The organism is Marinobacter sp. bablab_jr003, from assembly GCF_016464245.1.
GTDB classification, from domain to species: Bacteria; Pseudomonadota; Gammaproteobacteria; order Pseudomonadales; family Oleiphilaceae; genus Marinobacter; species Marinobacter vinifirmus.
Map to the genome: position 1 here is coordinate 174,197 of NZ_JADARC010000134.1, position 15,321 is coordinate 189,517.

The 15,321-nt window shown below is 61.8% G+C and carries 14 protein-coding genes; 10 read left to right on the plus strand and 4 right to left on the minus strand.

The genetic code is table 11. The annotated features are described in order from the left end of the window. Positions 1-50: 50 nt before the first annotated feature. Positions 51-2,597, plus strand: a complete 2,547-nt coding sequence (locus H3Z84_RS16530; RefSeq protein WP_199458246.1) for an EAL domain-containing protein — start codon at positions 51-53, stop codon at positions 2,595-2,597. Here the strand turns inward: H3Z84_RS16530 and tesB are convergent. The 3 genes from tesB to rubA all read right to left on the minus strand — a co-directional run bounded on the left by tesB (position 2,564) and on the right by rubA (position 4,856). Further along, a complete protein-coding gene (gene tesB, locus H3Z84_RS16535) occupies positions 2,564-3,424 on the minus strand; it encodes an acyl-CoA thioesterase II (RefSeq protein ID WP_022988486.1) in 861 nt (286 codons plus the stop codon). The two genes, H3Z84_RS16530 and tesB, sit on opposite strands and share 34 nt — an antisense overlap. Before the next feature lie 90 nt (positions 3,425-3,514). Continuing rightward, complete coding sequence (locus tag H3Z84_RS16540; RefSeq protein WP_199458247.1) at positions 3,515-4,672, minus strand: NAD(P)/FAD-dependent oxidoreductase; 1,158 nt, start codon at positions 4,670-4,672, stop codon at positions 3,515-3,517. A 16-nt stretch (positions 4,673-4,688) separates the two neighbouring features. After that, a complete protein-coding gene (rubA, locus tag H3Z84_RS16545) occupies positions 4,689-4,856 on the minus strand; it encodes a rubredoxin RubA (protein ID WP_022988488.1) in 168 nt (55 codons plus the stop codon). 191 nt (positions 4,857-5,047) lie between these two features. On the opposite strand from rubA, the gene H3Z84_RS16550 reads away from it, so the two are divergent. The 8 genes from H3Z84_RS16550 to H3Z84_RS16585 all read left to right on the plus strand — a co-directional run bounded on the left by H3Z84_RS16550 (position 5,048) and on the right by H3Z84_RS16585 (position 12,344). Next, positions 5,048-5,605 carry a hypoxanthine-guanine phosphoribosyltransferase gene (locus tag H3Z84_RS16550; protein WP_022988489.1) on the plus strand — a complete coding sequence of 186 codons (558 nt, stop codon included), beginning with the start codon at positions 5,048-5,050 and terminating at the stop codon, positions 5,603-5,605. Further along, on the plus strand, positions 5,586-6,137 hold the full coding sequence (locus tag H3Z84_RS16555; RefSeq protein ID WP_199458248.1) for a chorismate--pyruvate lyase family protein: 552 nt from the start codon (positions 5,586-5,588) through the stop codon (positions 6,135-6,137). The genes H3Z84_RS16550 and H3Z84_RS16555 overlap by 20 nt, the downstream gene beginning before the upstream one ends. Before the next feature lie 77 nt (positions 6,138-6,214). After that, positions 6,215-7,099, plus strand: coding sequence for a 4-hydroxybenzoate octaprenyltransferase (ubiA, locus tag H3Z84_RS16560; RefSeq protein ID WP_199458249.1), 885 nt, complete (start codon positions 6,215-6,217; stop codon positions 7,097-7,099). A 134-nt stretch (positions 7,100-7,233) separates the two neighbouring features. Beyond that, a complete protein-coding gene (gene phoB, locus H3Z84_RS16565; RefSeq protein WP_199458250.1) occupies positions 7,234-7,926 on the plus strand; it encodes a phosphate regulon transcriptional regulator PhoB in 693 nt (230 codons plus the stop codon). A 39-nt stretch (positions 7,927-7,965) separates the two neighbouring features. Next, positions 7,966-9,282 carry a phosphate regulon sensor histidine kinase PhoR gene (gene phoR / locus H3Z84_RS16570; RefSeq protein ID WP_199458251.1) on the plus strand — a complete coding sequence of 439 codons (1,317 nt, stop codon included), beginning with the start codon at positions 7,966-7,968 and terminating at the stop codon, positions 9,280-9,282. A gap of 114 nt (positions 9,283-9,396) precedes the next feature. Beyond that, positions 9,397-10,623, plus strand: coding sequence for a lytic murein transglycosylase (locus H3Z84_RS16575; RefSeq protein WP_058342445.1), 1,227 nt, complete (start codon positions 9,397-9,399; stop codon positions 10,621-10,623). A 3-nt stretch (positions 10,624-10,626) separates the two neighbouring features. Then, on the plus strand, positions 10,627-11,655 hold the full coding sequence (locus H3Z84_RS16580; RefSeq protein ID WP_199458252.1) for a metal-dependent hydrolase: 1,029 nt from the start codon (positions 10,627-10,629) through the stop codon (positions 11,653-11,655). Beyond that, positions 11,655-12,344, plus strand: coding sequence for a pseudouridine synthase (locus tag H3Z84_RS16585; RefSeq protein WP_199458253.1), 690 nt, complete (start codon positions 11,655-11,657; stop codon positions 12,342-12,344). Before H3Z84_RS16580 ends, H3Z84_RS16585 begins: the two co-directional genes overlap by 1 nt. 6 nt (positions 12,345-12,350) lie before the next feature. On the opposite strand, the gene H3Z84_RS16590 is transcribed toward H3Z84_RS16585, so the two are convergent. Then, the gene (locus tag H3Z84_RS16590; RefSeq protein WP_022988497.1) at positions 12,351-12,848 is read right to left on the minus strand and encodes an asparaginase domain-containing protein; all 498 of its coding nucleotides are present in this window, start codon (positions 12,846-12,848) and stop codon (positions 12,351-12,353) included. Positions 12,849-13,030: 182 nt separating this feature from the next. Here H3Z84_RS16590 and H3Z84_RS16595 point away from each other — a divergent pair, with 182 nt between their 5' ends. After that, entirely contained in the window at positions 13,031-15,229 is a 2,199-nt protein-coding gene (locus H3Z84_RS16595; RefSeq protein ID WP_228285796.1) for an EAL domain-containing protein, read from the plus strand. Positions 15,230-15,321 lie beyond the last annotated feature (92 nt).

The window sequence follows — 15,321 nt, forward strand, 5'->3', positions numbered from 1 at the left end:
GACAAGCCATACTCGACTCAGAACGATAATAACGGTAACAACAGATCCTGATGAAACTGGCCCGGCTTCTGGCAGCGTTGACAGCTTTGCTGACTTTGTCGCTTCACCTCCATGCGGCACCTGCGTCCTATATTCCGGAAATGGAGTATCTGCGCCTGCCCCCGGATGCCAGCGTCACCGCCAGCGAAGTCATGGCCTCGGATCAATGGCAGAGGCTACCGGACCAGACCCCCAACTTTGGCTATATCCGGGACCAGGTCTGGCTCCGGTTCCCGGTTACCGACGCAAGCAACAGCAACCTGCTGGAAATCAGCTACCCGCAGCTCGACGCTATCGGCTTCTATCTGTTTAAAGACAACCGGTTACTGCGGGAAGTAATAACCGGCGACCGTATGCCCTTTTCCGAGCGGCCGGTACAACACCCCCACTTCCTGTTCCCCCTGCAACTGGCGCCTGGCGGCAATTACCAGGTGTTGCTGCGGATACAGACAGAAGGTGCCATGCAGGCACCACTGCAACTCTGGAACAATCGTAGCTATTTCGAAAAGGCCTCCGTTGAAAGCCAGCTCCACGCCGTTTATTACGGCATTCTGATTGCCGTTATCTGCTTCAACCTGTTTGTCTTTATCGCCCTGAAAGAAGCCGTTTACCTGTTCTATGTGCTCTCCACCCTCGGCTACCTGTTGCTGGTGGGCGGACTGAACGGTATTACCTACCAGCTACTGTGGCCGGAAAGTCCGACCATACAGAACCGGGCGATGGCGATGATTGTGCCCCTGGCCATGAGTTGCACCCTGATGTTCTCCAGGGCGTTTTTACGGCTTAAACAGGTCAGCCCGAAAATGGATCGCCTGGTACTGGCAGTGCTGGCCCTGAACCTGGCCATGGCGGCGGCCAACCTGTTCATCGATTACAACACCGGTATGCGCCTGAGCGTGGCCCTGGTGATTCCAAGCTCGCTGCTGCTGACCTTTATCGGCCCCCTGCAGTGGCTCAGGGGCAACCCCCAGGCCATGTACTACACCCTGGCCTGGGCGGCACTGACCCTCGGCAGCGCGATCACGGCCGCCAACAAATACGGCTGGATTCCCAACAGCTTTATTACCTCCTACGGCATGGAACTGGGCTCGGCCCTGGAAGCCATGCTGCTCAGCCTGGCCCTGGCAATCCGGATCTACCGGGAACGGCAGGACCGCCTGCACTCGCGGGAAGCGGAACTGCACGCACTGGAAGCCCGCCGTAACGCGGAACTGCAGTTGATGGACCAGGCCCTGCACAACCCGCTGACCGGGCTACCCAACCGCAGCAGTTTCGAGCTGCGGGTGAGCGAACTGATCCGCCGCAACCCGAAGCAACGGCTGGGCATTGCAGTCATTCACCTGAACAACCTGTATGCCGTAACCAAGACGCTCGGGCACCGCAACACCGACCGGATACTGGAACTGGCATCACGGCAGTTCAACGATGTCACCCGTAAGGTGCCCGGCATTGTCGCCATAGAACAGAGCGAGGGCCGGGACTTCTACCTGGCCAGCCTGGACCCGCAAACCTTCGCGCTGATCAGCTACGCTGACCGCACAGAATCCGTACCCCGCCACGTACTCAGGGATATCGAAGTTATCCGCCAGCCCATTGACTTCCTGGGCATGCAGATACCGCTCACCCCCCAGCTGGGGGTGGCCATCTACCCCGATCATGGCACGGACGTGAACACCCTGATCCGGCGAGCCGTCATTGCCGAAGGTTCGGAACGGGCCAGGGAACGGGGTGTGGCCTATTACAAGCCGTCGAAGGATTCCTACAGCGCCGAACGGCTGACCCTGGTGTCCGAGCTTCGGCAGGCACTGGAGCTGAACCAGCTGACCCTGTACCTGCAACCCAAGCAGTGCCTGAAAAGCGGAGACATTACCGGCTTCGAGGCCCTGATCCGCTGGCCGGACCGGGAGCGGCAAGTCCCGCCCCATGAAGTGATCGAACTGGCCGAGCAAACCGGCCTGATCAAACCGCTCACCCGCTGGGTGCTGCGGGAAGCCCTGGAAATACGGGAAAAGCTGGCGGCAAAGGGCGCTCCGACTCGTATCGCCGTCAACATTTCCCCCAACAACCTGCGGGAACCGGACTTCCCGGTGTTTGTGCAACGAATGATGCAGAGCTATCAGTGCCCCGCCGGAGAGCTGGCCTTCGAGGTAACGGAAACCTCCATGATGCAGGACCCGGCCAACTCCCTGAAAGCCCTGAAAGCCATCAATGCCGCAGGCATCCCCTTGTCCATTGATGACTTCGGCTCCGGCTATTCCTCGCTGTCTTACATCAAGCAGCTGCCCGCCAGCGAGATCAAGATCGACCGCTCACTGATCACCGAGCTGGCAGAGCGGGAGGAGGACCGGGTCATCGTGCGCACCACCATCGAGATGTGCCACAGCCTGGGCTACACCGTGGTGGCGGAGGGTGTGGAGAGTGAAAAAACCCTGAAGCTGCTGGAGAGCATGGGCTGCGACCTGGTTCAGGGTTATATCCTGGCCCGGCCGCAACCTTTTGACCGCATTATCGACTGGCTGGCAGATCAGCCCTGCCGTTCCCGGATCAACGCTTCCTGAGTGGTCGAAGCCACCAGCACGCCATCCCGGGTGAAGAAATTACCCCGATTGAAACCACGACCACCGGAGGCACTGGGGCTGTCCTTGTCGTACAGCAGCCATTCGTCCATTCGGAAGTCCCGGTGAAACCAGATGGCATGGTCCAGGCTGGCTACCTGCATGTTCCGGTTCATGAACGTGCGGCCGTGGGGTGCCATGGAGGTGCCGAGGAACGAGAAATCCGACGCGTAGGTTAGCAGGCAGCGGTGCAAGACCGGATCATCCGGCAGTGGCCCCAGAGCCCGGAACCAGTTCTGGCGGTAAGGCGGCTGTTTCTCCGGTTTGAGCGGGTTGCCGGGGTTCACCGGGCGGATCTCGATGGGCCGGTCCCGGGTGAGCACGTCCCGAAGCTTCTCCGGCACCTGGTCCACCAGTAACTGGCCCAGTTCCTGTTCGGATTTCAGGGTTTCCGGCGCTGGCGCTTCCGGCATCGGGAACTGGTGGCTAAGCCCTTCCTCGGCCACCTGGAATGACATGGAACCGGTCAGGATTTCCTTGCCGTCCTGGCGGGCAATGACCCGGCGCACCGAAAATGTGCCGCCATCGCGAACCCGCTGAACCTCATAATCAATCGGCATGCTGTGGTTGCCGGGGCGCAGGAAGTAGGCGTGCAATGAATGGCACAACCGGCCTTCAACGGTGCGGCTGGCCGCCATCAACGCCTGGCCAAGTACCTGGCCGCCAAACACATGGGGAAAGCCGAGATCCTCACTGTCACCCTGAAAATGGTCATCTCCGATGGGCGACAAATCCAGCAAATCAATCAGCTTCCGGGTTATTTCCAGCATGCATGCTCCTGTTGTTTTGGTCAGGAGCCAGCGACCAGCTCCTTAGCTTACGAAAGAGTTTCTACCTCAGGTGAAACAATTTCGCAACGCTCAGTCACTGTGGATGGGCGGCACTTCCCGCGACAACGCCTGTTTTTCCACGGCAAACCGGCCGGTCACCGCAAAGCCGAGCACCTCGCCCGATGGCGACAGGAAACGGGCTTTCACGTCTGAACCCTCCTGCTCGATGTCCCATTCGCCTTCCGCGCCGGCCGGTGGCGGGCACACCGCTGTGGGACAACAAGGAGTTTTGATCATCACCGGCATGGCACCGTAGCTCACCTCAGTGCGTTCACCCGTGAGGGTTTTCGCCAGGGCGCGGGCACAGGCCATCAACGGCAATACATACAGCAACACCTGGCCGTCTACCTCGGCGCAGTCACCCAGGGCATAGACATCCGGTGCAGACGTCTCCAGGGCCCGGTTAACCACAATGCCGCGGCCGACTTCAATACCCGCAGCCCGGGCCAGCTCGGTGCGTGGCCGCAGACCGACCGCAGAAACCACCAGGTCTGCCGCCAGGGTGTCGCCGTTGGCCAGCGCCAGCTTTACGCCCTGCCCGTCGCGATCCACCCGCTGTACCACCGTGCCCAGGTGGAAGTTCACACCCAGGGCCTGCAACTCCTGCTGCACGGCGTTGGCGGCCGCCTCCGGCAGCAAACTGGGCATAACGGCGGCATCCGGGGCAATCACATCCACCTCATAACCGCCGTTGCGCAGGTCGTTGGCAAATTCACAGCCGATCAGCCCCGCACCCATGATGGCCACCCGCTTGCCACCTTCCAGGGCCTTGCGGAACGCCCGGTAATCCAGCAGGTCGTTGATGGAATAGACTCGGTCCAGGCCATCACCGTCCAGGCCCAGGCGGATCACATCCGCGCCCCAGGCCAGCACCAGTTTGCTGTAGGCCAGCCGCTCGTCGCCCAGCACCAGCTCGCGTGCACCGGTATCAATACCGGTAACGGTGCTGTAGGTGCGAATGTCCACCGACAGCTGTTCGGCCATTGCCCTGGTGTCGCCCTGGGCCAGCCCTTCGGCATCTTTACCCTTGGTAAAGCCGGTGGACAGCATCGGCTTGGAGTAATTCACGCCGTCGTCTGCGGTTACCATCACCACCGGAGTGGTTTTATCCAGCTTGCGCAGTTCCCGCACCAGCGAGTATCCGGACAATCCGGTGCCTACTATTACAATCGGTGCCTGGTCGGTCATAGTCCTGCTCCGTTAATCAGCCGATTTCGATCATCTCGAAGTCTTCCTTGCCCACGCCACAGTCCGGGCATACCCAGTCATCCGGCACATCTTCCCACTTCGTGCCCGGCTCGATGCCGTCTTCCGGCCAGCCTTCGGCTTCGTCGTAAATCAGGCCACACACTACACACTGCCACTTCTTCATACTTGCTCTCCGTTAAAATTCCGTGCGCCATAATACCCTCCACCCGGTCTGTGACCAATGCCACGCGAGACGCCGGTTGCCCGGGTTTTGTGCCAATAGGCATGATTACAGATAGTCCGTTCACCATCTGCCCCTCCCTTCAGGGCAACCGGTTCGGTATAATCGCCGGTTTTACGACAGGACCGACCGTTATGACCGATACCGTCGCCGAAATGAACCAGGTCATGGCTGAAGCCGACTGCCTGGTAGACGAACAACAGGTAAGTGCCGCCATCGACACCATGGCCTCGGCCATCACCGATCGCCTGAAAGACAGTAATCCGCTGTTGTTCTGCGTTATGAACGGTGGCCTGATCACAACCGGACAGCTGTTGCCCCGCCTCAAATTCCCGGTGCAGGCGGAATACCTGCACGCCACCCGCTACCGCCAGGAAACCACCGGCGGTATCCTCGAGTGGAAACTCCAGCCGGAATCCGACATGAAAGACCGCACGGTGCTGATTGTCGACGACATCCTGGATGAAGGCACCACCCTGTGCGCCATCGCTGACTACTGCCTGGCCCACGGCGCCCGGGAAGTGCTGACCGCGGTACTGGTCGACAAGATCCACGACCGCAAGGCCCGTCCGGGCCTGAAAGCCGACTTCACCGGCCTCTGCGTTGAAGACCGCTTCCTGTTTGGCTACGGCATGGACTACAAAGGTTACTGGCGTAACGCCCCCGGCATCTATGCTGTCAAAGGACTCTGACCGGGAAAACAGCCTGAAGATCCCGCCTACCCGCTGGTACCGGTCGCTGGCTGCGGCCGGGCTGCGCAACCCGGAGGTTCACGGCCCGGCCCGCTACTGGCTGCAGGTGGAAGGGTCTTTCACCCAGGCCCTGAAGCAGCGGTGCCTCGAGAGCTTCCATGTGGAAGTCGCGCGCGAAGGCTACGCCACGCCGTTCCCGGAAGAGGTTCGCCGGCTCGGGCTGCAGCCCCGGCAACAGGCCTGGATCCGCGAAGTCCGCCTGTGCGGCGATGGCCAGCCCTGGGTCCTGGCCCGCACGGTCATCCCCCACCAGTGTTTTGAAGGCAAGGGCAGGCAACTGCGCCACCTGGGCAACAAGCCCCTGGGTGCCTTTCTGTTCAGCAGCCCGGACTGGTCACGGGGGCCGCTGGAAACCGGCCTGTGCCTGCCCGATCATCCGCTTCAGCCCCGGCTGGCCCGGCGTTCTCTGTTCCACCACGGCAACAACGCCCTGATGGTGGGCGAATACCTGTTGCCGGTGCTGTACCGGTAAGCTTCGGTTTAACCCCCAAGCCCTGGCTGGCTATAATCCGGTGTTTGCCACGCACCTGACCCACGGAAGAGCGCACCATGTTGCAGAATGCCCTGCCAGACCCTGTCCAGGCACGCCTGGCCGACTACGCCCGCCTGCTTCGCATTGACCGGCCTATCGGCAGCCTGCTGCTGCTCTGGCCCACCTACTGGGCACTCTGGCTGGCCGGCGACGGCAGCCCGTCTATTGCCAACGTCATTATCTTCACCCTGGGCGTGTTCTTTATGCGGGCCGCCGGCTGCGCCATCAACGACTTTGCCGACCGGGACTGGGATCGCCACGTAAAACGCACCCAGGACCGCCCCCTGACCACCGGCCGCATCCAGTCCTGGGAAGCCGTTGCACTGTTTCTGGGCCTGTGCCTGGTTTCCTTCCTGATGGTAGTACTGTTCACCAACCGGCTGACCCTGTACCTGTCCTTCGGCGGCGCCCTGCTGGCGTTTATCTATCCGTTCATGAAGCGCTACACCCACCTGCCCCAGCTGTTTCTGGGGGCCGCGTTCTCCTGGGCCATCCCCATGGCCTGGGCCGCTCAGGCCAACGAGCTGAGCCAGCTTACCTGGCTGCTGTTCACCGCCAACGTGTTGTGGACCGTGGCCTACGATACGCTCTATGCCATGGTGGACCGGGATGACGACCTGAAAATCGGCATTAAATCCACCGCCATCCTGTTCGGCGAAGCCGACCGGGCGATCATCGGCATACTGCAGGCGCTGGTGGTGCTGATCCTGGTAATTGTAGGAGGCCAGGCAGAACTGGGCGCGTTCTGGTATCTGGGCGTGGCGGTAATGGCAGGCCTGTTTGCCTATCACCAGTACCTGGCCCGCGACCGTGCCCGGGAAGGTTGCTTCAAGGCCTTCCTGAACAACAACTGGGCCGGGTTTGCGGTATTTGCCGGGCTGGTGATCGACCAGCTTCTCTGAGTTGCCAGCAGGCACGGAACCGCCGCCAACTCAACCGTGTCATATACTTGTAACAAAGACGCGTTGTAATGAGCCAGCAACATTACTGGGGAGCGCAAACCCTGCTCCCGGGGTTCTGACACAGGTTGAAGCACATGAATGGAAAAACTGTCCTGATCGTCGATGACGAGCCAGCCATCCGCGAAATGATCGCCGTGGCCCTCGAAATGGCTGATTACGACTACCTCGAGGCAGAGGATGCCCGCCAGGCCCACGCCCTGGTAGTTGACCGGCAGCCAGACCTGATCCTGCTGGACTGGATGCTCCCGGGCACCAGTGGTGTCGAGCTGGCACGGCGGCTGAAAAAGGAAGAGGCAACCGCCGACATCCCGATTATCATGCTGACCGCCAAGGTTGAGGAAGACAACAAGATCCAGGGCCTGGAAGTCGGCGCCGATGATTACATCACCAAGCCCTTCAGCCCGCGGGAACTGGTTGCCCGGCTGAAAGCGGTACTGCGCCGGGCAACGCCGGCCGGCGTCGACAGCCCGATCGAAGTGGACGGGCTGACCCTGGACCCGGTCGGCCACCGGGTAACCACGCCGGAAGGCGCCCTGACCATGGGCCCCACCGAGTACCGGTTGCTGCAGTTTTTCATGACCCACCAGGAACGGGTCTATACCCGGTCGCAGTTGCTGGACCAGGTCTGGGGTGGCAACGTCTACGTTGAAGAACGCACGGTCGATGTGCACATCCGGCGCCTGCGCAAAGCACTGGGTGAGCAGTATGATCACCTGATCCAGACAGTCCGGGGCACCGGCTACAGGTTTTCCACCAAGGTCGCGTAACCACGCCGGACACCCGCACACAGAACAAGGCTGCACCTGATGCAACACAACTGGTCACGATATCTGCGCCTGATCCTGGCCAGCCTGGCCGGCACCACGCTGGTTGGCCTGTATTTTGGTGAACCGGTTTACGGCCTGCTGGTTGGCCTGGTGGGTTACCTCTGGTGGACCCTGATCCAGGCCCGCCGCCTGTACCAGTGGCTGGGCAACCCGAGCGCCAGTGAAGAAGCGCCCCAGAGTATCGGCATGTGGGGCAGCATCTTTGACGGCCTGAACAAGCTGCACCAGGGCCACCTGCGTACCCAGGACCGCCTCCGGGCCCGTATCAACCGGGTTCAGGAATCCACCAACGCCATGCGCGATGGCGTGATCATGACCGACGCCCGGGGCACCATGGAATGGTGGAACGGCTCTGCCGAACACCTGCTGGGGTTCCGGCGCAGTACCGACCGGGGCCAGTACATCCACAACCTGATCCGAAACCCGGCCTTCAAGGCCTACTTCGACTCCCGGGACTACCGGGAACCGCTCGAACTGAACTCCCCGGCCAAGCCCCATCTCCACCTGCAAATCCAGATCAGCCTGTTCGGCGACGACGACCGCCTGATCGTGGCCAAGGACGTTACCCGGCTGTACCAGCTGGAACAGATGCGCCGGGACTTCGTGGGCAACGTTTCCCATGAAATGCGGACCCCGCTCACAGTAATCAGCGGCTACCTCGAAACCCTCGTTGACCATGCCGACGAACTGCCACCCAAGTGGCGCCGGGCCATAAACACCATGGCCGCCCAGTCATCCCGGATGGAAGCCCTGATTACCGACCTGATCCTGCTGTCGCGTATTGAAACCGGTGAACACACGGTAGATGACACCCTTGCCGACATGGATGCCCTGTTGAACCAGATCTGTCACGACGCCCAGGCCCTGAGCGGCAGCAAACAGCACCGCATTACCGTGAATATTTCCGACCACCGGCTGCTGCGGGGCGATGAAAGCCAGCTGCGCAGCGCCTTCTCCAACCTGGTGTTCAACGCCGTGAAGTACACGCCGGCGGAAGGCGAAGTGACCGTATCCTGGACGGCCAACCGCGACGGCGCCCATCTGTCGGTCAAAGACAGCGGTATCGGCATCGACCCGGTTCACATTCCCCGCCTGACCGAGCGCTTCTACCGCGCCGACCCGAGCCGGCATAAAGACACCGGTGGCACAGGCCTGGGACTGGCCATCGTCAAACACGTGCTGATCAACCACGATGGCAACCTTGAAATCCGCAGCAAACCCGGCGAAGGCAGCGAATTCATCTGCCACTTCCCCCGCGAGCGACTGGTAGAACGGGTACCGGAACTCCGGGATTAAAGAATTGTCACTCCCGGGCCGGTTCAGCGGTATTTCCGAACCGTAAAAACGCGCTAACATGGCATTCATACCCGCCCATTCATCTTGCGAGGTTTTACTGTGGCCAATCAGCCGATGCCGGGGCCAGTACGTCACGCCCTGACTGCCCTTTTCCTGCCAGCCCTGCTCTTTACCAGCCAGGCTTCGATGGCAGAACTACCCACCATGACCGACGCCGCCTTTGCAGAGTGCAAGGCAGGCCTGCAAGACAAAGCGGTCCAGGCCGGTGTCAGTGCCGACACTGCCAGCCGGGTGATGGCCGATGTCAGCTACCTGGAACGAGTCATCGAACTGGACCGCCGGCAACCGGAGTTCACCACCACCTTTGCCGACTACCTGAACCGCCGGGTTAACGAAAGCCGGATCAGCAAGGGCCGGGAAATGCTGGCCGAGCACAAGGACCTGCTGGCCCGGGTGACCCGGGAAACCGGTGTGCCTGCGCCCTACCTGGTGGCGTTCTGGGGCCTGGAAACCAACTACGGCAGCTACTTCGGCAAGATGCAGGTGCCCAGTGCCCTGACCACCCTGGCCTGTGACCCGCGCCGCACGACCTTCTTCACCGAACAGCTGATTGCCGCCCTGCGCATTATCGACGAGGGCGCCATTCCGGCAGAACAGATGGAAGGCTCCTGGGCCGGCGCCATGGGCCACGTCCAGTTCATGCCCACGGTGTTCCTGAAACACGCCGTAGACGCCGATGGCGATGGCCGCCGGGACCTGTGGAACAGCCTGCCCGATGCCATGATGTCGGCCGGCAAGTTCCTGGAATCCATGGGCTGGGACGGCGACTACCGCTGGGGCCGGGAAGTGTTACTGCCCGAAAACTTTGACTTCAGCCAGGCCGATGGTCGCCGGCTGCCCCTGGCCGAGTGGCGGAAACTGGGCATTACCGATGCCTTCGGTAACGCCCTGGCCCGGGAGCCCATTAAAGCCGCACTGGTGGTGCCCAGCGGCCACCAGGGCCCGGCCTTCCTGGCTTACAGCAACTTCCGGGTGATCATGGGCTGGAACCGCTCGGAGTTCTACGCCATCGCCGTTGGCCACCTGGCCGACCGGGTGGCCGGTGCCGGCGGTCTGCAGAACCCACCACCGGAAGACCAGCCGGCCTTGTCCCGGGACCAGATCATGCAACTGCAGGAAAGCCTGAACGCGAAGGGCTACAGCAGCGGCGAGCCTGACGGCATTCTGGGTTCCAACACCCGCAAGGCCATCCGCCAGTACCAGAAAGCCGAAGGCCTTATTGCCGACGGCTTTCCGTCCGGGCAACTGCTGCAGGCGCTGGATATCCAGGCCGGTAGCTGAACCATGGACTCCATTACCCAGGCCGCCCTTGGCGCCACCCTGGCCGGAGCCGTGGCCGGCAAAACCCTGGGGCGGTCGGCACTGCTGACCGGCGCCTTGCTGGGCACCCTGCCGGACCTCGACGTAGTCATCGACTATGGCACCGCGGTCGCCAACTTTACCCAGCACCGGGGCTTCAGCCATTCCCTGCTGATTCTCGCGCCCCTGTCGCTGCTGATCGCCTGGGGCCTGTGGCGCTGGAAGCCTGTCATAAGCTACCGGCGATGGCTGGCGCTGGTAGCACTTATCCTGATCACCCACCCCCTGCTGGACGCGTTCACCACCTACGGCACCCAGCTGTTCTGGCCGTTCGGCACTCCGGTGGCTATCAACAGTATTTTCATTATTGACCCGCTCTACACCCTGCCGCTGCTGGCCGGCTGCCTGGCGTTTCTGGTGCGCCCGCCTGCCCGCACGGCGCTGAGCCTGGCACTGGGGCTATCCACCCTGTATCTGGGCTGGACGCTGGTTGCACAGCAGATCATCACCGACAGGGTACAACCGGCACTGGTCCGGGCCGGGCTGGAACAGCCGGCCCTGATGGTACAACCCATGCCGTTCAATACCCTGTTATGGCGAGCCACGGCCATCACCGACGACACCCGGGTGGAGATTGTTACCGGTTTTCTGGATCGCACGCCGGAACTGTCACTGGAGTACTTCCCCCGCAATCCGGTGCTCCGGGCCCGGGTAGCTGACCTGCCGGAAGCCCGGCGCCTTGAGTGGTTCACCCGGGGCTTCCTGCATTATGAGCAGGCCGGCCAACAGATTATCGCCACCGACATCCGCCTGGGCATTCCCGGCGCGCATCCGTTTACCTTTACCCTGGCGAACCTCTCGGATCAGGGTTTAGCCCCGATCCCCAGCGGCCGGCTGGACCGGCCGGCCATCAATCCGGACGCCCTGCCGCTGCTCTGGGCCCGGCTGACCGGAGAACTGCCGGTGCTGTGCCTGGCCACACTGGCCCCACCGGCTCAGGGGCATACTTGCTGATGCGCCTGGACCAATACCTTGCCAACGGCACCGGGTTGTCCCGCAAAGACGCCAAGCGGGCCATCACCGGCAAGCGGGTTCAGGTGAACGGCCAGTTGTGCCGCAGCACCAGCGCCAACATCAACACCGGCGACAGCGTGCTGCTCGACGGCGAACCGGTGACCCTGCCCGGCGAGCTGTACCTGATGTTGCACAAACCCGCCGGAGTGATCAGCGCCACCACCGACAGCAGCCAGCCCACCGCGCTGGACCTGCTGCCACCGGAACTGGCGCGGCAGGTGCACATTGCCGGACGGCTCGACAAAGACACCACCGGACTCCTCCTGCTCACCAGCGATGGCCAGTGGTCGCACCGGGTTACCTCGCCCCGGCGGGACTGCCCGAAAACCTATCGGGTACAACTGGCCGAGCCCTTAACGGCGGAAGCCCGACAGGCCCTGGAACAAGGCATTCAGCTCAACGGAGAAGACACGGCCACGCGACCGGCGCAGGTGGTGGCCTGTTCTGAACAGGAGATAGAGCTGACCATCAGCGAAGGCCGTTACCACCAGGTCAAACGCATGCTGGCGGCGGTGGGAAACCATGTCACGGCACTGCACAGACAACGCATCGGCGCGATTGAACTGGATGCAGGGCTGGCACCGGGCCAGTTTCGGGAACTGACGCGGTCAGAAATCGATTCGGTTTAGCGAGCGCTACCGGGCTGCGTCATCGATACGTTCGAACTTCTGGGCCTCCAGGTTCTTGCGCACCGCTCCCGCCTCGAACACCTCGCCATTCATCGCAATGTAGACGCCCGGCGGCAGTAGCCGGGCCGCCGCCCAGGCAAAGCCGATATTGAAGATGGCATCGGTACGACGCATCCGGGCCGGTTGCATGGCCCCGGTCAGCACAATGGTGCGATCGGGCAGGGTTTTCAGGACCTGGGCCGTCTGGGCCATGGTGTCGGTGCCATGGGTGATAATAATGCGGGAATGTTCGGTCTGCTTTACCGCCTCGAGAATGCCGTCGCGGTCGTCATCGGTCAGTTCCAGGCTGTCTTTGCGCATCAGCTCCCGGATGGCATAGCCCTCATGGATATTCGACTCTGCCAGCAATTCCGGCAACAGGCTGTCACCGATCTCGAACTTGCTGTTGGCATCAAAGTACACCTTGTCGATGGTGCCGCCGGTGGTCAGTATCTGGATGGTCACGGGGTATCCTCTGTTGGAGTGGAGCTATCGGGAACAGGTCTCATTTTAACCATCCCCATGAAACTCCAAATGTAAAATATCTTTAAGTGCATTAAAATTTGTTCAAATTCATAATGTTGCAAGATGTTATATTAAGTAACATTGTGTATCGAAGCCTTTGTACCAATCAGGATTGCTACGGAATGGGCGCAGCCTCCACAAACCAACACAGCCCGGCGCGCGCCCGGGGCCGGCGCGCCAGTGGCAGCGGGCTGCAACGCTGGTTTCCGTTTGTGGTGCTGTTGGTGGTGGCAGTCTATGGTTTGCTGGCGGCATTTCTGGGCCAACAGGCTACATCGCTGATTGGCGACACGGCCATCGCCGAGCCTGACCTCCCGGTCATGGTCTGGAAATCCTTCGTCACCGGCATGCTGGTGTTTGCCCTGCTGCTTAACCTGAGCATTGTCATCAGGCTTCGCCGGCCCGGGCTGGCCTGGCTCAGTGTGCTGATGGTGGGCGTTATCTACAGCCAGCTGGTGATGGATGGCCTGGGGCTCTGGCTGATCTGGCCCGGCATACCGGAGCTCAACGCCCTGCTGTCCGTCAGCCTGCCACTATGCCTGATTGCCCTGTGTGAATTCACCCCCCACTTTATTGCCGTGGGCCGGCAAGGCGCCCGGCTACTCCGGGGCTTCAGCCTGGCCGCCGGCCTGCACCTGCTGGCGGCCCCCTTCCCCATCGGCCCGCTGGGGCAGGATGTGTTCCTGGTAGTTGCCGCCACCGGTGGCATGTTCATCTTCGGACTGGTGCTGGGGCAGATCCGCAAGCACGTCTACGCCCGTTATTTCGCCCTGTCGGTACTGGCCATTCTGGTCGGCGCACTCACCACGTCCCTGACAACCATCGGCTGGCTGCCGGTCAATCCGCTGACCGACTCCGCATTTTTTCTGGGGGCAGCCGCCGGCTCGCTGATCCTCACCAGCGGTGTCGGCCGGCTGTTGCTGGAAGAGCGCAAACGCCGGCTGAGCGCCGACATCCGCGCCCGGGAAGAACAGGCACTGCGCGCGCGCATCGAACAGGATTACGACCGGGTCCTGAAAACCCACCGGGTAACCGGCAAACCCAACCGCCCCATGCTGGAAGAGGCGCTGACCGCCATAGACAGCCGGCAAACCCCTTACACGCTGTGCATGGTGCGGCTGACCCGCTTCAATGAACTGGAGCAGGCGCTGGGTTACCGCTCTGCCGAAGAGCTGTTGAGGCAGTACCTGCGGAAGATGAACCGGTTCCTGAAACAGGCATTAGGCGAGCAGCTGATTCCCATCAACGGCTATGCCATTGCCACACTGGATACCGTCAACCATGCCTTTGCCCTGCGCCGCAGCCCGAACCAGCCAGAGCTCGAAACCCGCGCCCTGAGTGCCATTACCGACTGGTTATCGGGCAACTTCAGGGACGGCCGGTTCTCGTTCTCCTGGGCTGCGTCACTGGGCCTTGCCCACGCCCCGGAGCATGGCACCGACGCCGGCAGCCTGCTGTCGGCGGCGGGCTTTGCCTCCCTGAACAGCGACAATGCCCTGAGTGTTTATGACCCGTCTATTGCCGAGTGGCAGTACCGCCAGCAGATCCTGATGCTGGACGTTGAAGATGCCCTGAACTCCGGCGACATGTGGCTGGAATACCAGCCGAAAGTGAGTATCCGCGACGGCCGGATCAGCTCGGTGGAAGCCCTGCTGCGCTGGGAACACAGCGAATTCGGACGAATCCCCCCGGACCAGTGGATTCCGCTGGCCGAGGAAGTGGGCATTATCCACCAGGTTACCCGCTGGGTGCTGGACCGGGCCTGCCGTGATGCCAGCGGCCTGCGGGCAAGGTACGGCGACCACATCGCCATCAGCGTCAATATTTCCGCCAAGGACCTGGCTCACCCGCTGTTCGCCGAACAGGCCCGGGCGATCCTGCGCCGGCACCATCTGCTGCCCCGGAATATCATCCTGGAGATCACCGAAACCGCCATGATGACCGACCCGGAGCTGGCCCGGCATACCATCGAAATCCTCAGCGACATGGGTTTCCGGATTGCCCTGGACGACTTCGGTTCCGGCCATTCCTCCCTGGGCACCCTGGCCCTGTTCCGGCTGGATGAACTGAAGATAGACCGCAGCTTCCTGCACAATGTGCTGGACTATCCGGCCCGCCAGAAAATCCTGAAAGCGGCACTGGAACTGGGCACCGCCCTGGACCTGGACGTTGTCGTGGAAGGTGTGGAAGAAGAAGCCATCGCCGTCTGGCTGCAACAGTTCCCCGGCCTGCAGGGGCAGGGTTATTACTGGGGCCAGCCCGCCCGGGCCAGCCTCGAATCAACAGGCGCACCCCTACCCTCTCACGTAAGCGATCATTAGCCCGTCAATAGATGCAGACTCCAATGACCTGCATCAAGGGCCCCTCCCGGCACTGCCATTAAACTGCTCTGACAATTATCAATGTCATGGAG